The organism is Microbacterium trichothecenolyticum (assembly GCF_030818955.1).
Classification (GTDB): Bacteria; Actinomycetota; Actinomycetes; order Actinomycetales; family Microbacteriaceae; genus Microbacterium; species Microbacterium trichothecenolyticum_B.
In genome coordinates, this window is record NZ_JAUTBF010000001.1 from 2,337,349 (window position 1) to 2,356,991 (window position 19,643).

Here is a 19,643-nt window from a genome sequence, read left to right on the forward strand (position 1 = left end):
CCACGCCCCGACCTGACGCCCCGGCCCGACGCCGCGACCGAACATCGCGACCCGATGCAACGACCGAATGCCGCGACCACCCGCCGCACGCACCGTTGCCGGACCGTTACTTGACAGAGACCCCCGCAGACCTCCACACTGATCTCGGTCGCTGATAAATCGTTTTATCGGCACGGTAAATCGATTATCCAATGGAGGGTGGAGCGATGACTCGAGTGCGTCTCGCCGACGTCGCGAAAGCGGCCGGTGTCTCTCCCGCGACCGTCTCGCTCGTGCTGAACGACGCCGAGTCGCGCATCTCCGACGAGACCAAAGAGCGTGTTCGCCGCGTCGCCGACGAGGTGGGTTACTCCCCCAACCCGATCGCCCGGAGTCTTCGCACTCGCGTGACCGGCACCATCGGCCTCGTCTCCGACCGCATCGCCACGACGCCCTTCGCCGGCCGCATGCTCGCCGGGGCGCAAGAGGTCGCCCGCGAGAACGGCCGGCTCGTCATCCTCGTCGACACCGACGGGCATCCCGAGATCGAATCCGAGGCCATCTCGACCCTGGTGAACCACCGCGTCGACGGCATGGTCTACGCCTCCATGTACCACCAGATCATCCCCGCCCCCGCGGGCCTGCCCGCCGGCACGGTCTTCCTCGACTGCCGCCCCGAGGGCGGCGGCTACCCCGCCGTGGTGCCCGACGACTACGCCGGCGGGCGCGCCGCCACCCAGGAGCTCGTCGACGCCGGCCACCGCCGCATCGCCTACATCGACGACGGCGACGACGACCGCCCGATCGCCGCGCAGCTGCGCCTCGAGGGCTACGTCGACGTGCTCACCGAAGCCGGTATCGAGCCCGACCCCGCGCTGCACGTCTTCGCCGTCACCGCGGCGGCGGGTGGCCAGCGCGCCATCGCCGAGCTGATGTCGCTGCCCGAAGACCAGCGCCCCACGGCCGTCTTCGCCTTCAACGACCGCATCGCGGCCGGTGTCGTGATGTGGGCGCACCGCCACGGCATCCGCATCCCCGAAGACCTGTCCGTCGTCGGTTACGACGACCAGCAGCTGGTCGCGGCAGAGCTCGACCCGCCGCTGACCACCGTCTCGCTCCCCCACGCGGCCATGGGCCGTTGGGCCATGGAGGTCGCCCTCGGCCTCCGCGCGGCGGACACCGATTCCCCCCACCTCATGGACTGCCCGATCGTTCGTCGGGCTTCCGTCGCCCCTCCCGCGCACCTCGGCAGCGCGCGGGATCCCCGGGTCACGGACTGACGCCGCACCGGCGTCCTCTCACGATGGCGACAGCGATGTCGCCGCACACCGAAAGGAACACGATGAAGAAATCCTTCATCCCGCTCGCCGCGACGGGCGTGGCTGCCGCGCTGGTGATGACCGGCTGCGGTCAGGCAGGCCAGGGCGGCGCGACGACCGAAGACGGTCGTACCGTGCTGACGATGTGGACGCACTCGGCCGGCAACCCCGCCGAGCTCGCGGTCTACGAGCAGATCATCAGCGACTTCAACGCCTCGCAGGAGAAGTACACGGTCAAGACCGAGTCGTTCCCGCAGGGCGCGTACAACGACGCGATCGTCGCGGCGGCGGCCTCGGGCGACCTGCCGTGCCTGCTCGACCTCGACGGTCCGATCATGCCCAACTGGGCGTGGGCGAACTACCTGCAGCCGCTGAACATCTCCAGCGACATCACCGACAAGCTGCTTCCCACGGCGGTCGGAAAGTACAACGGTGAGATCTACTCGGCCGGGTACTGGGATGCCGCTCTCGGCATCTTCGCGCGCAAGTCGGTGCTCGATGCCAATGGCATCCGCATCCCCTCCATCGAGCAGCCGTGGACCGAGACCGAGTTCGACCAGGCGCTGGCCACCCTGAAGGCCGCCGGGTACGAGACGCCGATCGACATCGGCGCCGAAGACAAGGGTGAGTGGTGGCCCTACGCCTACTCGCCGTTCCTGCAGAGCTTCGGCGGCGACCTCATCGACCGCGACACCATGCTGTCTGCCGACGGCGCGCTGAACGGCCCGGATGCCGTGAAGTGGGGCACCTGGTTCCAGGACCTCTTCAAGAAGGGTTACGCCAACAGCGGCGGCACCGTGGGCAACCAGGAGTTCGTCGACGGCGATGTCGCCCTCAGCTACACGGGTGTGTGGAACGGTCTCGCCGCGGTGGATGCCGTGGGCGACGACCTGCTGATCCTGCCGCCGCCGGACCTCGGCAACGGCCCCAAGATCGGTGGCGGTTCGTGGCAGTGGGGCATCTCGTCGTCGTGCGCCGACGCCGACGGCGCTCGCCAGTACCTGGAGTTCAGCTTCGACGACAAGTACATCACCCAGTTCGCCGACGAGCAGCTCGTGATCCCGGCCACCGAGGCCGCGACCGAGGCGTCGAAGTACTTCAACTCCACCGACGGCGCCCTGGCCCCCTTCGCGGAGTTCTCGAAGGAGTACGCGGTGCTGCGCCCCGAGACCCCCGCCTACGCGGTGATCTCGACCACGTTCGAGACGGCGGCCAAAGACATCATGAACGGCGCCGACGTGCAGTCGGCTCTGGATGCCGCGGTCACCGAGATCGACACCAACATCTCCTCCAACGACGGCTACGGCGCGAACTGACGCCCGCGCCCAGCGGTGGGGGTCCAGCCGGACCCCCACCGCGCCCCGCGAAAGAAGAACCTGATGACCGTGTCACCTCCGGTCGCCGCGGCGAAGCAGCCGCGCCGATCCCTCAGCCGCTTCCGCTCCGCACGCGGACGCGAGACGTGGGCGGGCCTGGCGATGATGGCCCCCGCAGCCCTCCTGCTCCTGCTCTTCCTCATCGTCCCCGTGCTGCTGGCCTTCACGCTGTCGTTCACGAACGCCCGCCTGATCTCGCCCAACCCGCCGCGCTTCGTCGGACTCGACAACTTCCTGCGTGCCTTCACCGCCGACCCGGTCTTCCTGCAGTCGGCGCTGAACACCTTCCTCTTCGCCCTCGTCGTCGTTCCCGTGCAGGCCGGTCTCGGCCTGTTCCTGGCGGTGCTGGTCAACCAGCGCCTGCGCGGGACGACGTTCTTCCGCGTCGTCTTCTTCATCCCCGTCGTCACCTCGATCGTCGTGGTGTCGATCCTGTGGCGCTTCATGTACCAGAGCGACGGCCTCATCAACTCGATGATCGACACGCTCACCTTCGGGGCCCTGCAGGGCGCCGACTGGCTGAACGACCCGAGCACGGCGCTGCCCGCCATCATCGTGCTCTCGATCTGGCAGGCCGTCGGCTTCCACATGATCATCTGGCTCGCGGGACTGCAGACCATCCCCGAAGAGCTCTACGAAGCCGCCCGCATGGACGGCGCCAGCCGCTGGCGCCAGTTCACCAACGTCACCTGGCCCGGCCTTCGCCCCACCATGGTGTTCGTCCTCGTCACGATCACCATCGCCGCGCTCGGCCTGTTCGTGCAGGTCGACGTGATGACGCAGGGCGGTCCCCTCAACTCGACGTCGACCGTCGTGTTCCACGCGGTGCGCAAGGGCTACGAGCAGCAGGAGATCGGCTATGCCGCCTCGATCTCGCTGCTGTTCTTCGTGGCCGTGCTCATCATCGCGCTCATCCAGCGTCGGTTGACCCGAGAGAAGAACTGACATGACCAGCACCCTCGAGCGCCCCGAGCGCGCGACGCGTTCCTCGCGTCCCTCCTCGCCCGCCCGTCAGCGCACCCGCTCATCGGAGGGCCGCAGGGGCCGCATCCTCACGTACGTGTCGATGTCGATCCTCGCCGTGTTCTTCCTCTTCCCGCTCGTGTTCATGTTCGTCTCGAGCCTGAAGCCCGACGCCCAGATCCTGCGCGACATCAACTCCCCCGCCGCGTTCCTGCCAACCGGCGAGATCAGCCTCGACAACTACTTCGGGGTGTTCGACCGCGTCCCGGTCGCGCAGTTCCTGTTCAACTCGATCCTGGTGACGGTGCTCACCGTCGGACTCGGCCTGATCGTCAACTCCCTCGCCGGGTTCGCCCTGTCGCGGCTGCGCTGGAAGGGTCGCGTGGTGGTGCTGGCGCTCATCATCGCGACGCTCATCGTGCCGTTCGAGACGATCGCGGTGCCGATGGTCTACTGGGTCAATCAGCTCCCCACCCTCGTCATGGAGGGCGGCGTGCTGAAGTACGACTTCGGCTGGCTGAACACCTATCAGGTGCAGATCGTGCCGTTCATCGCGAACGCCTTCTCGATCTTCCTGTTCGCGCAGTACTTCTCCACCATCCCGGCGTCGCTCGACGAGGCCGCACGCATCGACGGCGCGAGCTGGTTCACCATCTACCGCCGCATCATCGTGCCGCTGTCGGGTCCCGCGTTCGCGACGGTGGCGATCCTGACCTTCCTGCCGGCGTGGAACCAGTACCTGTGGCCTCTCATGGTGGTGCAGAAAGAGGAGCTGCGCCCCGTCATGGTCGGCATGCAGTACTTCTTCCAGCTCAACACCGCGTGGGGCGAGGTGATGGCCTACACCTCGCTCATCACCCTTCCCGTGCTCATCGTCTTCCTCATCTTCCAGCGGGCGTTCGTCAGCAGCATCGCCGCATCGGGGGTCAAGGGATGAGTCCAGAACTCGATGTCGTCGTGCTCGGCGAAGCACTCATCGACATCGTCACCACTTCCGCCGGGGCGGCCGAGCGCCCCGGCGGAAGCCCGGCCAACGTCACGGTCGCCCTCGGGCGGCTGGGGCGGCGGACGGCCCTCGTGGCCCGCGTCGCCGACGACGAGCGCGGCCGCGTGCTGAACGACTGGCTCTCGGCATCCGGAGTCACCCTTCACCCGGCGGGATCGCCGGAGCACACGGCCACGGCGAACGCGATGATCGACGCCGTCGGCAACGCCACGTACGAGTTCGACATCGACTGGGTGCTGCCCGTCCCGGTCGAGGTGCCGGCCGCGCGCGTCTTCCACACCGGATCGGTCGCCGCGACCCTGGCCCCCGGCGCCGACGAGGTGCGTGCGACCGCCGAGCGCGCCCGGGCGACGGCCCTGGTGAGCTACGACCCGAACATCCGGCCGGCCCTCACCGGCGGCGTCGATGACGCGCGCCAGCGCGTCGAGGCCCTCGTCGCCCTGAGCGACGTGGTCAAGGCCAGCGCCGAAGACGCCGAGTGGCTCTACCCCGGCGTGCCGGCCCTCGAGGTGGCGCGCGCCTGGGTCGCCCTCGGCGCGGGACTCGCCGTCATCACCGACGGGGATGCCGGTTCGCTCGGCGTCACCGCCCACGGCAGCGTCGAGATCCCCGCGGTCCCGACGCGCGTGGTCGACACGGTCGGGGCGGGCGACACCTTCATGGGGACGCTGCTCGACGGCATCCTGAACCTTCCCGGCGACGTCGATGAGCTGCGCACCGCCGTGCGCGCCCTCGACGACGCCGCCCTTGCTCCCCTGCTCCGCCGCGCCGCGGCCGCCGCCGCCATCACGGTCGGACGCGAGGGCATGGACCCCCCGACCCGAGAAGACCTGCAGCACACCGCTGCGCTGAAAGAGAGTGCCTGACGTGTTCGACCTCGCCGATTCCTACGTGTGGGATTTCTGGTTCGCCGACGACGGCGACGCCTATCACCTGTTCTTCCTGTACGCCTCGCGCGCACTGCACGATCCGGAAGACCGCCACTACCGCGCCTCGGTGGGCCACGCCGTCTCGACCGACCTGGTGTCGTGGGAGCGCGTCGCCGACGCCCTCGTTCGCGGCGGGGCCGACGACTTCGACGCCCTCGCCACCTGGACCGGCTCGACCGTGCGCCGCGAAGACGGCACCTGGTTTCTCTTCTACACGGGCTCCCGCCTGGGCGACGACGGCCGCAACGTACAGCGCGTCGGCTACGGGACCAGCGACGACCTCTCCACCTGGCACAAGAACCCGGCGGGTGCGGTGCTCGAAGCAGACGGCACGATCTACGAGCGTCTCGACACCAGCGACTGGCACGACGAGGCCTTCCGCGACCCGTGGGTGTTCGCCGACCCCGCGGGCGACGGCTGGCACATGTACGTCACGGCGCGCGCGACGGAGGGTCCGTTCAACGGCCGCGGCGTCGTCGCGCACGCGACCTCGCGCGACCTCGAGACCTGGGAGCTGCAGGCCCCGGTCAGCGAGCCCACCGACGAGGGCTTCGGTCAGCTCGAGGTGACGCAGGTCGAGGAGGTCGACGGCCGCCCGGTTCTGCTGTTCTCGTGCATGCCCGCCCAGGCGATGGATGCCGTGCGCGCACGCCACCCGCGCGGGGCGGTGTGGGCGGTGGCCGCCGACAGCGTGCTCGGGCCGTTCGACATCGCGGCCGCCACACCGATCACCGACGACGACCTGTATGTCGGTCGCCTCATCCGCGACCGCGCGGGCGCGTGGCAGCTCCTGGCCTTCCGCAACGTCGGCCCCGACGGCCGCTTCGTGGGCGGTGTCACCGACCCGATGCCGGTCGGCTGGGACGGTGACCGCCTCGTCGTGAAGCAGTCGGCGGCACTGTCGGCCTGAACCGGCTCCACGTGGAACGCGCGCGTCCTCCCCGGGGCGTGCGCGTTCCACGTGGCACGCACGGCCCTCCCCTCGACGGCCGCACGGCCCGCCCGGTAAGATCGGCAGCGGTGTGTCGGGAAGCCTGGTCGACGATCCGTCGATCGATCACCCAGGAGCCGTCATGACTCACGACATCGTCCGCACACCGAGCTGGCCCGGCTCCGCCGAGGTGCAGCGCGTCACCGCCCTGCTGCGCCGTGAGTCCGTCGGGGGCCTGCTGCTCGTCGTGGCGGCCATCGCCGCGATCGTCTGGGCGAACTCGCCGGCGTCGGCGGCCTACTTCGCCCTACGCGATCTGCGCTTCGGCTACGAACCGTGGCATCTCGAACTCAGCGTGGGCGCGTGGGCGGCCGACGGCCTGCTCGCCGTGTTCTTCTTCCTCGTGGGCCTCGAACTCAAACGCGAGATCGTCGCCGGGAGCCTGCGTCGACGGAGCACGGCCGTCGTGCCCGTCACGGCGGCGTTCGCCGGTGTGGCCGTGCCGGCACTCGTCTATGTCGCCGTCGTGCACGCGCAGCCGAGCCTGCTCGCCGGCTGGGCCATCCCCACCGCGACCGACATCGCGTTCGCCGTCGCGGTGCTCGCGCTGGTCGGCTCGCACCTGCCCGGCCCGCTGCGTATCTTCCTGCTCACCCTCGCCGTCGTCGACGACCTCATCGCCATCGCGATCATCGCGATCTTCTACACCAGCGACATCTCGGTTCTGCCCCTGGCCGTCTTCGCGGTCCTCGTGGCGATCTACGGCGCGATCGCGCACCGGGGGCGAGCATGGTTCGCGCGCCACGCCTGCGGTGCCTGGGTCGTCCTCCTGCCGATCGGCTTCGCCGCGTGGGCGTTCCTGCACGCGTCGGGCGTGCACGCCACCATCGCGGGCGTCGCCCTGGCGTTCACCGTGCCCGTCGCCGCCTCACGCCGGCAGCCGCAAGCTCGCGGGATGGATCTCGCGGAGCAGTTCGAGCACCGCTTCCGCCCCCTTTCGGCGGGCGTCGCCGTGCCGATCTTCGCCTTCTTCGCCGCGGGCGTCTCGGTGGGCGGGGGCGACGGACTCCTGCGGGCTGCGACCGACCCCGTGACCATCGGCATCGTCGCGGGACTCGTGCTCGGCAAGCCCCTCGGCATCCTGCTCGGCGTTCGCCTGCTGACGCTGGTCACGCGGGTGCGACTCGACCCCGCGCTGCGATGGATCGATCTGGCGGGAGTGGGACTTCTCGCCGGTATCGGCTTCACGGTGTCGCTCCTGATCGCCGAGCTCAGCTTCCCCGGGGGCTCGGCGCACACCGACGACGCGAAGATCGCCATCATGGCGGCGTCGCTGCTGGCATCCGTGCTGGCGTCGTGCGTGCTTCTCGTGCGCAATCGCCGGTATAAGCGGCTCGCCCTCGACGAAGAGGTGGATGCCGACGGCGACGACGTTCCGGACGTCTACCAGCAGCCCCCCGGGCCGGGACTGTGACGACGAGTGCCCCGCACCGGGAGAGGTACGGGGCACTCGCGAACGTGCGGGTCAGGCGGCGGCGGCGAGCTGCACGCGGTGCCCGGCTTCCTGCTGTTGCCAAGTGGCCGCGTTGAGCGTCAGACCCGACGACAGCGCGGCCTGGTCGGCCAGCTGCCGCAGGTAGCCCCCCGACAGCCGCTCGGCCTCTGCGCTCGCGTAGTGGAAACGCAGCGAGATCGAGGGCTGGATCCACAGCGTCGTACGGGCGTGTTCGGCCTCGGTGTCGGTCCAGGTGATGGTGAACGATTCGCTGCGGCGGAGCTTGGTCGACAGAACCACCTGCAGGTACTGCAGCAGGCGGTCGTCGATGTCGATCGGCTTCGGGTCGGAACCGTAGAAGAGCTTGCCCATGAGGAGTCCTGTGCGGGGTGAGGGTCAGAAGACGAGGGGGCCGACGAGACCGACGCCGGCGGCCGAGACGACGACAGCGGCGGCAACGACGATGTGGCGCACCCGGCGCACGGCGACATCGGCGGGCGACGGCACGAAGGTCGAGCGGCGGGCAGATGCGATGGGCGTGCCTGTGAACATGATGCTGGTCATGACGTTCTTCCTTCCGTCGGATTCCCGCGACGCTCAGTCCCGGTGATCATCAACATAGCATGTAATCAACACCGTTAGGTAATCTTGTTGAGAGTCACGTACGCTGATATTCACGGTGGGTGATGATCAGTCTGGCAACTTTAGGAGGTTAGGTATAGTGATCCGGGACATACGGAATGTGGGGAGCAGGTCGATGACCGCAGAACCGGGCGACACCTCGCCTCTGATGACAGCGCTGATGCTGTACTCCCGGGAGCGCGAAGCGGCTGCGGCGCAGGCGCGCAAGCAGCTCGGCGTGAACGAGCTCGACGCGAGGGCCCTCGCCTTCGTCGGAGCCCACCCCGGCGTGCGCCCCTCAGCGCTGGCCGCGCACCTCGGCGTCACCTCCGCCGGCGTCACGACCATGGTGGAGCGCCTCGTGCGGCGCGGCATCCTGCGTCGCGAAGCGGACGAGACCGACCGACGCGTCAACCACATCTACGTCGCTGTCGACCTCGAGAACGAACCCTGGTCGCAGCTCGCGCACTTCGACAACACCTGCCGCCGGATCATCGCCACGCTCGATCCGAGGGTCGAGGCCGACCTCGCGTCGTTCCTGACCCACACGGCCCTCGCCGCACGCGAGCAGGCCGGACTCGCCGACCGGGCGACGACCGGAGACGCCTCGGCGGCCTGATCAGTCCTCGGCGTCGGCCGCGAGTCGCGCCACGTGCTCGACGGACTTGCGCTGCAAGAACGCGCACAGATCCGCCGCCTGCGTGATCTCACGGCACAGATCGTAGACGGCGTCGGGAGAGAGTTCCGTCACCTCCGGCTGCGCCTCGAACGTCACACGCCAATCCGGCTCGCCCACCGCGACCGGAGCCAGATACACCGACGTCGTCGCATTGGCCAACGGGAAGATGACGAGGCCGCCGTCGACGCCATCGACCGGCTCCTGGTCGGCGACGTACGCGCTCGCGCCCCCGCCGGTGACACCGGTGGCGGCGAACTCCGCGAGCCATGCCTGCAACGTGTCTTTACTGCGAAACGGCACCGTGCGCACCCCTTGGTATCTTGGTGGCCCCTGTTCCCACCAGGAAGATCGTACGACAGGTTGGACGCAGGCCATCAATAGGGTGCCGCAGCGTCCGCCGCCCTCGATCGCCGCGCTCGGGCTGTCTCATGCCGAGCGGCGTTCCACCACTTCTGTGGGCAGGATCGTCGCGTGAACGGCCGGTCGGCCGGCAAGGATGTCCAGCAGAACGGATGCCATGTGTCGCCCCTGCGACAGCGAGGGCTGCCGAACGGTGGTCAACGCCGGGTGCAGGGCCGTCGAGACCGCGGAGTCGTCGAAGCCGATGATGGCGATGTCGCGTCCCGCCTCGAGCCCGCGCTCGCGCAGCGCGGTGTAGGCGCCGCGAGCCATGAGGTCGCTCGCGACGAAGAGCGCATCGGGCAGCGGACCCGCCGCGAGGATTCGATTCATCGCCAGCGCCCCGCCCATCTCGGTGAAATCGCCGTCTTCGACCGCCGCCGGCTCGAGCCCCGCGTCGGCGAGCGCTTCGCGGAAACCCCGCAGACGGTCGATGGCCGCCGGCATGTCGAGCGGACCCGAGATCGTGCCGATCCGACGGTGGCCGCGCCCGAGCAGATAGCCGGTGGCGACCCGCCCGCCCTCGACGTTGTCGACATCGACGTAGTAGTCGTCGGGCCGCACACGAGACGGGCGGCCGCCGTAGACGACGGGCACGACGTCGGCGAGGCGTTCGAGAAAGGTGTCGCTGGTGTGGTGCGAGGCCACGATCGCACCGTCGACACTGCCGCCGCGCAGGTAGGCGAGCGCCTTGGCGCTGGCGTCGTCGCTGGCGATCAGCATGTTCATGACGTAGTCCGACGCGCTGATGACCTCGCCGATGCCCGCCACGATGGAGGCGAAGAACGGGTCGCCGAAGAAGCGGTCGGTCTGCTCCGGGATGACGAGGGCGATCGACCGCGTCTGTCGGCTGGCGAGGGAGCGCGCCGCGCGATTGGGAACGTACTGCAGTTCATCGATCGCGCGGCGCACGGCCTCGAGGGCGGAGGGCGAGACGGCGGTGGAGCCGTTGACGACGCGCGACACCGTCGAGCGCGACACCCCGGCTCGCGCCGCGACCTCTTCGATGGTGGCGGTGCCCCGCACGGGTGCGAGTTCCATCGCGCTCCCTCCTCCGGGCCCTCGCGCGAATTCACACCGCGGGTGCGGTGGCCAGAGAGCGCTCGGCGATGATGCGAGCGTACTGCCGGCCGGAGTCCTTCACGGTCCGTTCCTGGGTCTGGTAGTCGACGTAGACGATGCCGAAGCGCTTGGCATAGCCCCAGGCCCACTCGAAGTTGTCCATGAGCGACCAGTAGAAATAGCCGCGCACGTCGACGCCTCGATCGACCGCGTCCAGGACGGCGGCCAGGTGGGCCTCGACGAACTCGACCCGGTCGATGTCGTGCACGCGGGACTCTCCGGCATCCTCGACCAGCTCATCGTCGTACGCAGCCCCGTTCTCGGTCACGTAGAGGGCGACGTCGTCTTGCGCCGCATACTCCTCGCTGACCCGCTCGAGCAGGCGGGTGAGTCCCTCGGGCTGCACCTCCCACCCCATGTTGGTGCGCGCGAGGCCGCGGTCGTGCCAGTAGAGGTTCTCGTGGGCCGGGAACGGCTTGCCGATGGGTCGGGGCGTCGGGGCGTCGCCGGCGGGCGGGGCGACCTGCGGCGGTGTGCCGCCGACGAACTCGCCGTGGTAGTAGTTCACACCGAGCGAGTCGATGGGCGTCGAGATGATCTCGAGGTCGCCCGGCTGCACGGCCGCCTGCCACCGCGCGACGGCCTCGGTGTCGGTATCGCGGAAGTCCTTGATGATGTCGGCCGGGTACGCGCCTCGGAACACCGGGTCGAGGAACCAGCGGTTGAACTGCCCGTCGATACGGCGTGCGGCATCGAGGTCGGCGGGGGCGGCCGGGTCGACGGGGTCGGCGACCGTCAGATTGAGCGTGAGCCCGAGGGTGAGCGACGAGTCACGAGCGCGCAGTTCGCGCACGGCCTGACCGTGACCGAGCAGCAGGTGGTGAGCGGCGAGCATGCCCTCGGCCTGCGAGTAATGGCCGGGGGCATGGGCGCCGGCGGTGTAGCTGAGGAACGACGAGCACCATGGCTCGTTGAGGGTGGTCCAGACGTTCACACGGTCGCCCAGCGCGTCGTGCATGTCGAGGGCGTACTCGGTGAAGAGGTCGCTGGTCTCGCGCACGGTCCAGCCGCCGCGCTCCTGCAGCGCCTGCGGCAGATCCCAGTGATAGAGCGTGAGCCAGGGCAGGATGCCGGCATCCAAGAGCTCATCGACGAGACGCTTGTAGAAGTCGACGCCTCTCGGGTTGAGGGCGCCGCCGTCGGGGCGCACGCGCGACCACGAGGTCGAGAATCGGTAGGTCTGCAGTCCGAGACTCTTCATCAGCTGCACGTCGCCGGCGTAGCGGTGATAGTGATCGCACGCGACATCGCCGTTGTCGGCGTTGATCACGGCGTCGGGCACACGGCTGAACGCGTCCCAGATCGAGGCGGTGCGCCCGTCTTCGAACGCGGCGCCCTCGATCTGGTACGCCGCGGTCGCGGCCCCGAAGAGGAAGCCCTCGGGAAAGGCTCGAGTATCGGACATGGTTCGGGTTCCTTCCGTGGGCGCGAGGGTCATCCCTTGACCGCCCCTTGCATGATGCCACTGACCAGCTGTCTGCCCGCGAAGACGAACAGCAGCAGCAGCGGGATCGTCGACAGCAGCACGCCCGCGAGCACGACCGAGTAGTCGACGAAGTAGTTCGACTGCAACAGCGACAGCGCGACCGGCAGCGTGGGGTTCTGCCGGTCGAGCACGATGAACGGCCAGAAGAAGTTGTTCCATGCCGTCACGAACGTGAACAGACCGAGCATCGCCGCGGCGGGTCGTGCGGCCGGGACGCCGACCGTCAGGAACGTGCGGAACGAGCTCGCACCGTCGACCCGCGCGGCCTCGATGAGCTCATCGGGCACGGCCTGCCGCAGATACTGCGTCATCCAGAAGACGCCGAACGCGCTCGTCAGCGCGGGGACGATGATCGCCCCGATCTCCCCCGTCCAACCGAGCTCGCTGAACAGGATGTACAGCGGCACGACGCCCAGCTGGGTGGGCACGGCCATCGTCGCCACGACGAACAGCAACAGCCACGGGCCGCCGCGGAACCGCAGCTTCGCGAACGCCCAGCCCGCCAGCGTGGAGAAGAAGACGACGGATGCCGCGATGATCGCCGAACTGAAGATCGAGTTCCACAGTCCCGCCCAGAAGTTCACGGCGGGGTTGCCGAGCACGGCGGCGGCGTTGGCGAAGAAGTTGCCGCCCGGGATCCAGGACAACTCGGGGTTGCGGATCGTCGCGGAGTCGCCGGAGCCGATCAGCAGCGCCCAGTAGTAAGGGACGAGAGCGGCCAGCAGGACGACGCCGAGGCTGGCGTAGACGAACCAGCCGGGCCGCGAGCCGCGGACCGCCCGGGGGCGTCGGCGGGCGGGGCGAGGGTCGGCCGCCCCGGTGACGGGCGAGGTGTCGATGACGCTCACGGACGGACGTCCTTTCCTGTCGATGCGGCGAGCCGCTGCCGCGCGGCGCGGGCGGCGGCCCGGCGCTGGGCTCGGGTGAGGCCGTCGCGCGAGCCCTCGTCGCGCACGAGCGACCGGCTCACGAAGAGGTTGACCGCCCCGATCACGAGGATGATGAGGAACAGGATCCACGCGAGCGCCGCTGCGCGACCGAAGTTCCACTCGCCCCAGCCGAGGTTGTAGAGGTACAGCGAGATGGTCAGCCACTGGTTGTCGGACCCGCCGGTGCCGGACTGATCGAACATGCGGGGCTCGTCGAAGATCTGCAAGCCGCCGATGGTCGAGGTGATGATGACGAAGATGAGCGTCGGCTTCAGGCTCGGCAGCGTGATCGAGAAGAACTGGCGCACCTTGCCGGCGCCGTCGACGGTGGCCGCCTCGTAGTACTCCCGCGGCACGGCTTGCATCGCGGCCAGCAGGATGAGGGTGTTGTACCCCGTCCACCGGAAGTTGACCATCGTCGCGATGGCGATGTGGCTGGCGAACGCGTCGGAGTGCCAGCCGACCCCGGGCAGGCCGAAGCGGGCGAGCAGGGTGTTGATGATGCCGTACTGGTCGCCGAACATGTTGCTGAAGATCAGCGCGACCGCGACAGGGGCCATGACGTACGGCACGAGTACGCCCATGCGCCAGAGGGTCTTCGCGCGGATGTTCTGGTCGAGCATCGCCGCGATGAAGACCGCGAGGATGAGCTGCGGCACCGTCGAGAGCACGAAGATGCTGAAGGTGTTGCGCAGCGCGTCCCAGAATGCGGGCTGCGACAGCACGTAGGCGTACTGGTCGAAGCCGACGAACGTCCCCGAGCCGCGGATCTGATCCCAGTCCATGAACGAGATGACGCCCGTGTAGAGGATCGGGAAGAGCCCCGTGACGAGGAAGAGCACGAAGAACGGGGAGATGTAGAGGTACGGGGAGAGCTTGAGATCCCAGGCGCTGAGCGTCGAGCCGAACCCGACGCGACGAGGCGTGCGGGCGGAGAGACCGTCGGGGGCGGATGCCGCGGGGGTTGCGGGCGGCTGCAGTGTCGTGGTCACGAGATTCCTTCCGGGGGTGCGGGCCGGGCGCACACGGCGCCCGGCCCGCGGGGTCCGGCGTCAGCCGATGGCATCCACCTGCGAGACCCACTGGTCCCACGAGGCCTGGGCGTCCTGCGTGTTGCTCTCGACGCGGGTGAGCGCCTTCTGCATCGCGTCGTTGACCTGGAAGTAGTACTCGCCCTTGAACGGGGTCACACTGACCGCTTCGGCGCGCGCGCTGAAGATCTCGCCGATGGCGGCGTCGCCGAAGTAGGCGTTGGTGGCTTCGAGCAGCTCGGGCGCCTTGAGGGCGTCGACCTGGCTCGGGAAGGTGCCCGCCTGCTGGAAGAACTTCACCTGCTGCTCGGGCGAGGTCAGCCAGTCGGCCAGCGCCTGGGCCTCGGCAACGTGGGCCCCGTTGGCGGGAACGGTCAGATACGAACCGCCCCAGTTACCGCCGCCGTTGGGGAAGACGTCGGCGATCTTCCAGCCCGCGACCTCGGGGGCGTTGCCCTCGATCTGCGTCAGCATCCAGCCCGGGCACATGAGCGTCGCGAAAGCGCCGTTGGCCATGCCCGCGTACCAGTCGGTCGACCACTGCTCGAAATGCGCGGACTGGGTCTTCGCGGCGTCGAGCGTCTGCGTGTAGATCTTCTTGACCTCGGGGTTGGTCGTGGCCGTGATCTCCCCGGAGTCGGGGTTCTCGTAGGCGGCCTCGACCTGGTTGATCATGCCCTGGTACACGCTGCCGGCGGAGTCGAAGAACGGCTTGCCCGTGGCGGCGACGTACGTGTCGCCCATGGCGAAGTAGGCGGACCAGTCGCCCTGGAGGGCGGAGGCGACCTCGGCCGGGTCGGACGGCAGACCCGCGGCCTCGAACAGGTCGGCCCGGTAGCAGACGGCCTCGGGGCCGATGTCGGTGCCGTAGCCGATGAGGTTGCCGGCCGAATCCGTCGCCGCCTTCTCCTTCCAGTCGAGCCACCGGCCCTGCAGATCGGTGGGAACGGGAGCGAGGAGGTCGGAGTACTTCATGACCTCGGGCAGCCAATCGACCTCGATGGCTTCGATGTCGGCCAGGCCCGACTTGCCCAGCTTCTGGAAGTAGTTGGCGCGGGCGTCGTTCGACTTGGCGGCGCGGTTGTGGACGATCTTCACGTTCGGGTGCTCCGCGGTGTACGCGGCGAGCAGTTCGTCGGTGTAACCGAAGTCGTTGAACGTGGCGACGGTGAGGGTGACCTCCTCGTCGCCGCCGCCCGCGGCGGCACCGCCGCCACCGGAGCACCCGGCGAGCACGAGGGCGGATGTGGAAGCGACGGCCGCCGTGAGGGCGATGCGGCGCAGGGCACGTGATTTCACAGAACACTCCTTTGTGGTGGATGCGAATCGGCGAGGTGCGCGGCTCTCGCTGCCTCGAACGTGGGAGCGCTCTCACCGATGGGGACGACAGTATGGGATCGCTCCCACGTCGTCAAGAGAGCGCTCCCACACAGCAACGGCGTGCCGCGGCGCCAGGCGAGCCTCGCGTAGAATGGCGGGACAACCCCACCGACTTCTGGAGCTGCTGTGCCCACCATCGTCGTCGACGTCATGCCCAAGGCCGAGCTTCTCGACCCGCAGGGGAAGGCCGTCGCCGGCGCCCTCTCGCGGCTCGGCGAGAACCGTTTCTCCGATGTGCGCATCGGCAAGCGCTTCGAGCTCACCGTCGAGGGAGAGGTCGACGAAGCCACCCTGGCCCGCGCGCGCGAGCTCGCCGACGACATGCTGTCGAACGCGGTCATCGAGGATGTCGTGAACATCGAGGTCGTCGAGTGACGGCTCGCATCGGGGTCATCACCTTCCCCGGCTCGCTCGACGACCGCGACGCGCAGCGCGCGATCCGTCTCGCCGGTGGCGAGCCCGTCGCCCTGTGGCACGGTGAACACGACCTGAAGGGCGTCGACGCCCTCGTCCTGCCCGGCGGGTTCAGCTACGGCGACTACCTGCGCGCCGGCGCCATCGCGGCGTTCGCGCCGATCATGGCCGAGGTCAAAGACGCCGCCGCCAAGGGTATGCCCGTGCTCGGCATCTGCAACGGCTTCCAGATGCTCGTCGAGGCGCACCTGCTGCCGGGCGGTCTGATCCGCAACGCGCACCAGCAGTTCATCCGTCGCGACCAGCGCCTGCGCGTCGAGAACGCCTCCACCGCGTGGACGAGCGACTTCACCGAAGGCGACGAGATCGTCATCCCGCTCAAGAACGCCGACGGCGGATACATCGCCGACACCGAGACCCTCGCGCGGGTCAACGGCGAGGGCCTCGTGGCCTTCCGCTACCTGGGCGTCAACCCCAACGGCTCGCTCGATGACATCGCCGGCCTCACCAACGAGCGCGGGAACGTCGTCGGTCTCATGCCGCACCCCGAGCACGCGGTCGAGCCGGGCTTCGGCCCCGGTACCTCCGCCGCGATGCGTTCGGGCGTCGACGGCCTGGGCTTCTTCACCTCGGCGATCGCCGCCGTGGTGGGCGCCGCGGCCTGACCACGCACGCCGTGACCGACAAGCGCGCTCCCGACCAGGACGCGCTGATCGATCGCATCTTGCACCTCTGGCGAGCGGATGCCGACACCCTGCCGTCGGAACCGCGTCTCGCCGAACTGACCGGCGCGAGCCGCAACTCGGTGCGCGAGGCCCTCATCCGCCTCGAGGAGCGGGGCTACGTGCACCGCACCCAGGGAGCCCGCACGTCGCCGAACCGCCGCCTGCCCGGCGTCGGCCGGCGTATCGATGAGCAGTTCGACCACTCGCTGTCGATTCGCGCAGCGGGGTACGAGCCGACGCTCGAGGTCGTCTCCGCCGACCGCATGACCCTCGCCGCGGGGACGCAACGGTACGACGACCTCCCCGACGGGGCCGACGTGCTGCGCACGACGAAGATGTGGCGCGTCGACGGCGCCCCCTACGCCCTGGCCGAAGACCTCGTCCCCGTGACCCGGGTGGTCGACCTCGACCCGCAACGACCCGTGTTCGACCTCGCCGAGGCGGCCAACGGCATCCGCGTCGCCTGGGAGACCATGTGGATCGACGCGATCGCCCTGGATGCCGCGCGTGCCGCGATCCTGGATGCCGAGCCCGGCACGCCCGTGATCGAGATGACCTACTGCGGCTACGGGGCCGACGACGCGATCGGTTACTGGTCGCGCGAGGTGCAGCTGACCGCGCCCGCGGGCTTGCGCAACGCCCTCATCCGCCGCGTGCGCTCCTGATCGTCGCGCTGCTCTGAGCGTTCGACGACCCTTCTCGACCGAGGAACACGTGCGGGCTGTGTCTACTCGCCGTCGAGGAAGAAGTCGCGCGCGTCCAGATACTCCACCGCGCCTTTCCGGTCCGTCACGTTCAGCTTCTTGTAGAGGGTCCGCAATTGCGCTTTCACCGTATTCACGCTCGACCCCGCCGATGATGCGAGTTCCGAATTGGAGAGTGCGCGATAAAGACCCCATGCCAACTCACGCTCCCGGCCGGTGAGGCGCGGAAGTGAGACGGATTCGGATCTTCCACCTTTTCTTTCAATGAATTCGATGATCGCAGCCACCATCGAGGTGAGTTCCGGCGAGATGTTATCGAGCGATAACAGAGCGGATTTCAGATCCCCGGCGTCGAGGCCGATGAACGAGGTGAAAGAGACCTCCGCACGCAGAGCCAATTGCAAGCCGTCGATGAAATGCTGTCGCGCACGAGCACGTTGACCGAGACGGAAGCAGGAAAGACCCCGCACCATGGCCAGCGGCACCATGACGCGGATGCTGTGGCCGGTCAACCGCGACATGCACATCGACGTCTCGCGGAGAACCCTCCGGTCGTCGCGCATGAGCGAGTACGCGTAGGCACGCTGCACGTTCCCGCACGTCACCGACCCGGGAGGTTCCGGCTGCGCCTCGAGCACGGACAACGCCCGCCGAGGTTCTCCGCGGATGAGGTACGCGTCGAAGATCACGCTCGCCAGGAGGGCGCGAACCATGGCCTGTCCTGCGCGAGCGCCCAGCGATAGCAGAGCCATCCCCGACGCGATCCCCTCGTCCACCGAGCCCTCGAGAATCTGCGCCTGGACGAGCGCCGCCTCCGCCGCCATGCGTCGGTAGTCCAAGCCCGCGCCCACGAACCGCAGGTCGGACGCGACATTGCGGAGTTCTCGCGCATCGGCGCTGGCGGAGGCGATGAGAACACGCGCCAGCGCCCGCGGGTAGATGCCCCGCACCGAGGAGTCGAGCTCGCTCCCGTCCGGGAGGTCGCTCTCGCCCAAGAGCGTGACCGCCCGGCCGATGTCGCCATGCAATGCGATGCACAGGGCTGACAACGCCTTGCTCTTCGCCTGCTGGAAGGGCCCGCTCGCGAAGCTCAGCGAGCGATTCGCATGGACGCGTGCGTGCGAGGGCTCACCCAGGGCGCACCACGCCTCGGCCGCGCTGGTCTCGAGGACGAATGTCGAGGCGTCGCGCAGGGTTCCCGCGAACACGAACAGGCTGTCACGCCAGTAGCGCGCGAGGATCGCGCGACACCGAGCCAGATCGTCGAGACGGGCGGAGGCGAGAAGACACGCACCGACGTGAATGGCGTCGTCGTCGCCGGTAACGACGGGCGGAAGATCGGGATAGATCGACCACGCGGTCGTCAAGGCCATATCGGTAACGAGATCCGGATCACCGAGGACGGCCTGCGCAACGGCATCTCCCCCACATCGAGCGCGACGATCACTCATCGTCGATAGTGAGACATTCATCCGGGCGGGCTCCTTCATGTATTCACATCGCACGAAACATCTATCGCATCGATACGGAACCATCGTTCCGCGGACTCAGTTATACACCGGACCCATAAGCACCAACGGCCGAATATCTATGGACCGACTTCTCGATGGCATACTCACTGAACAGGTAGTAACCGGGTACTAATGATTCGCGCCGCTCTCCAGAATTCGAGTATGCAGGACCAGATCGAAGAAAATCCCCCCGGAGCGAGTAAGCGCGTCTCGACGACTCCTCGCGTATTTCTGCGACGTAACCGGTGGATGACGTTGTCGACACTGCGCGCAGTAAACTTGTTGGACAAGTGTACGCTCGGGCTACCCGATGAAAGCGAGTCGCCGTGTCCGACACCCTCACCCCCCACGTCCTGACATCCGAGATCGTCACCCCCGCCGGCTTCGACCCGTTCGGTGTGGTGCTCACCCCCATGGAGGACGGCACCCCGTTCACGGCCGAGGAGGCCGTGCTCGACGTGTCCAACGGCATCCCCCGCTTCTACCTCATGCACCTCGAAGACAAGCCCGCGGAGTTCGTGCGAGTGACCCGGCACCTCGAAACCACGCAGACGCTGATGTCGGTGGGCGACGTCGAATGGACCATCGCCGTCGCCGCGCCCGGGTATCGACGCGCCCACGCTCGACGATCTGCGTGCTTTCCG

At 68.5% G+C, this 19,643-nt stretch carries 20 protein-coding genes; 11 read left to right on the forward strand and 9 right to left on the reverse strand.

All coding sequences use genetic code 11. The features are described from left to right. Positions 1-206 precede the first annotated feature (206 nt). The 7 genes from QE412_RS11040 (at position 207) to nhaA (ending at position 7,977) form a co-directional block, all read left to right on the forward strand. Positions 207-1,259, forward strand: a complete 1,053-nt coding sequence (locus tag QE412_RS11040; protein ID WP_307483488.1) for a LacI family DNA-binding transcriptional regulator — start codon at positions 207-209, stop codon at positions 1,257-1,259. 62 nt (positions 1,260-1,321) lie between these two features. Then, entirely contained in the window at positions 1,322-2,614 is a 1,293-nt protein-coding gene (locus QE412_RS11045) for a sugar ABC transporter substrate-binding protein (RefSeq protein ID WP_307483490.1), read from the forward strand. 63 nt (positions 2,615-2,677) lie between these two features. Further along, the gene (locus tag QE412_RS11050) at positions 2,678-3,619 is read left to right on the forward strand and encodes a carbohydrate ABC transporter permease (RefSeq protein ID WP_307483493.1); all 942 of its coding nucleotides are present in this window, start codon (positions 2,678-2,680) and stop codon (positions 3,617-3,619) included. A 1-nt stretch (position 3,620) separates the two neighbouring features. Beyond that, positions 3,621-4,574, forward strand: a complete 954-nt coding sequence (locus QE412_RS11055) for a carbohydrate ABC transporter permease (RefSeq protein WP_307483496.1) — start codon at positions 3,621-3,623, stop codon at positions 4,572-4,574. Continuing rightward, positions 4,571-5,509 (forward strand): PfkB family carbohydrate kinase, encoded by a 939-nt coding sequence (locus tag QE412_RS11060; protein ID WP_307483498.1) that lies wholly within the window; start codon positions 4,571-4,573, stop codon positions 5,507-5,509. The genes QE412_RS11055 and QE412_RS11060 overlap by 4 nt, the downstream gene beginning before the upstream one ends. 1 nt (position 5,510) lies before the next feature. Next, positions 5,511-6,482, forward strand: coding sequence for a glycoside hydrolase family 68 protein (locus QE412_RS11065; RefSeq protein WP_307483500.1), 972 nt, complete (start codon positions 5,511-5,513; stop codon positions 6,480-6,482). 163 nt (positions 6,483-6,645) lie between these two features. After that, positions 6,646-7,977 carry a Na+/H+ antiporter NhaA gene (gene nhaA, locus QE412_RS11070; RefSeq protein ID WP_307483503.1) on the forward strand — a complete coding sequence of 444 codons (1,332 nt, stop codon included), beginning with the start codon at positions 6,646-6,648 and terminating at the stop codon, positions 7,975-7,977. Positions 7,978-8,028: 51 nt separating this feature from the next. On the opposite strand, the gene QE412_RS11075 is transcribed toward nhaA, so the two are convergent. Together QE412_RS11075 and QE412_RS11080 are read right to left on the reverse strand one after the other, a co-directional pair. Then, entirely contained in the window at positions 8,029-8,370 is a 342-nt protein-coding gene (locus QE412_RS11075) for a DUF7882 family protein (RefSeq protein ID WP_307483506.1), read from the reverse strand. Positions 8,371-8,394: 24 nt separating this feature from the next. Continuing rightward, a complete protein-coding gene (locus tag QE412_RS11080) occupies positions 8,395-8,562 on the reverse strand; it encodes a hypothetical protein (protein WP_307483508.1) in 168 nt (55 codons plus the stop codon). A gap of 193 nt (positions 8,563-8,755) precedes the next feature. On the opposite strand from QE412_RS11080, the gene QE412_RS11085 reads away from it, so the two are divergent. Continuing rightward, positions 8,756-9,238, forward strand: a complete 483-nt coding sequence (locus QE412_RS11085; RefSeq protein WP_307483511.1) for a MarR family winged helix-turn-helix transcriptional regulator — start codon at positions 8,756-8,758, stop codon at positions 9,236-9,238. Here QE412_RS11085 and QE412_RS11090 read toward each other — a convergent pair whose 3' ends face one another. From QE412_RS11090 to QE412_RS11115, 6 genes are all read right to left on the reverse strand, one after another. Next, on the reverse strand, positions 9,239-9,598 hold the full coding sequence (locus tag QE412_RS11090; RefSeq protein WP_307483514.1) for a hypothetical protein: 360 nt from the start codon (positions 9,596-9,598) through the stop codon (positions 9,239-9,241). A gap of 126 nt (positions 9,599-9,724) precedes the next feature. Further along, positions 9,725-10,738 (reverse strand): LacI family DNA-binding transcriptional regulator, encoded by a 1,014-nt coding sequence (locus tag QE412_RS11095; RefSeq protein WP_307483515.1) that lies wholly within the window; start codon positions 10,736-10,738, stop codon positions 9,725-9,727. Positions 10,739-10,769: 31 nt separating this feature from the next. Next, positions 10,770-12,224 (reverse strand): glycoside hydrolase family 1 protein, encoded by a 1,455-nt coding sequence (locus QE412_RS11100; protein ID WP_307483518.1) that lies wholly within the window; start codon positions 12,222-12,224, stop codon positions 10,770-10,772. Positions 12,225-12,253: 29 nt separating this feature from the next. Next, positions 12,254-13,153 carry a carbohydrate ABC transporter permease gene (locus tag QE412_RS11105; RefSeq protein WP_307483520.1) on the reverse strand — a complete coding sequence of 300 codons (900 nt, stop codon included), beginning with the start codon at positions 13,151-13,153 and terminating at the stop codon, positions 12,254-12,256. Continuing rightward, on the reverse strand, positions 13,150-14,226 hold the full coding sequence (locus QE412_RS11110) for a carbohydrate ABC transporter permease (protein ID WP_373426547.1): 1,077 nt from the start codon (positions 14,224-14,226) through the stop codon (positions 13,150-13,152). The genes QE412_RS11105 and QE412_RS11110 overlap by 4 nt, the downstream gene beginning before the upstream one ends. 60 nt (positions 14,227-14,286) lie before the next feature. Continuing rightward, on the reverse strand, positions 14,287-15,564 hold the full coding sequence (locus QE412_RS11115) for an ABC transporter substrate-binding protein (RefSeq protein ID WP_307483523.1): 1,278 nt from the start codon (positions 15,562-15,564) through the stop codon (positions 14,287-14,289). Positions 15,565-15,771: 207 nt separating this feature from the next. On the opposite strand from QE412_RS11115, the gene purS reads away from it, so the two are divergent. Genes purS through QE412_RS11130 form a run of 3 tightly spaced genes read left to right on the forward strand, consistent with a single transcriptional unit; the run spans position 15,772 to position 17,449 of the window. Then, positions 15,772-16,020 carry a phosphoribosylformylglycinamidine synthase subunit PurS gene (gene purS / locus QE412_RS11120; protein WP_307483526.1) on the forward strand — a complete coding sequence of 83 codons (249 nt, stop codon included), beginning with the start codon at positions 15,772-15,774 and terminating at the stop codon, positions 16,018-16,020. Further along, positions 16,017-16,724 carry a phosphoribosylformylglycinamidine synthase subunit PurQ gene (gene purQ, locus QE412_RS11125; protein WP_307483528.1) on the forward strand — a complete coding sequence of 236 codons (708 nt, stop codon included), beginning with the start codon at positions 16,017-16,019 and terminating at the stop codon, positions 16,722-16,724. Before purS ends, purQ begins: the two co-directional genes overlap by 4 nt. A gap of 11 nt (positions 16,725-16,735) precedes the next feature. After that, on the forward strand, positions 16,736-17,449 hold the full coding sequence (locus QE412_RS11130; protein ID WP_307483530.1) for a GntR family transcriptional regulator: 714 nt from the start codon (positions 16,736-16,738) through the stop codon (positions 17,447-17,449). Positions 17,450-17,511: 62 nt separating this feature from the next. Here QE412_RS11130 and QE412_RS11135 read toward each other — a convergent pair whose 3' ends face one another. After that, the gene (locus tag QE412_RS11135; RefSeq protein ID WP_307483532.1) at positions 17,512-18,696 is read right to left on the reverse strand and encodes a helix-turn-helix transcriptional regulator; all 1,185 of its coding nucleotides are present in this window, start codon (positions 18,694-18,696) and stop codon (positions 17,512-17,514) included. Positions 18,697-19,643: the final 947 nt, after the last annotated feature.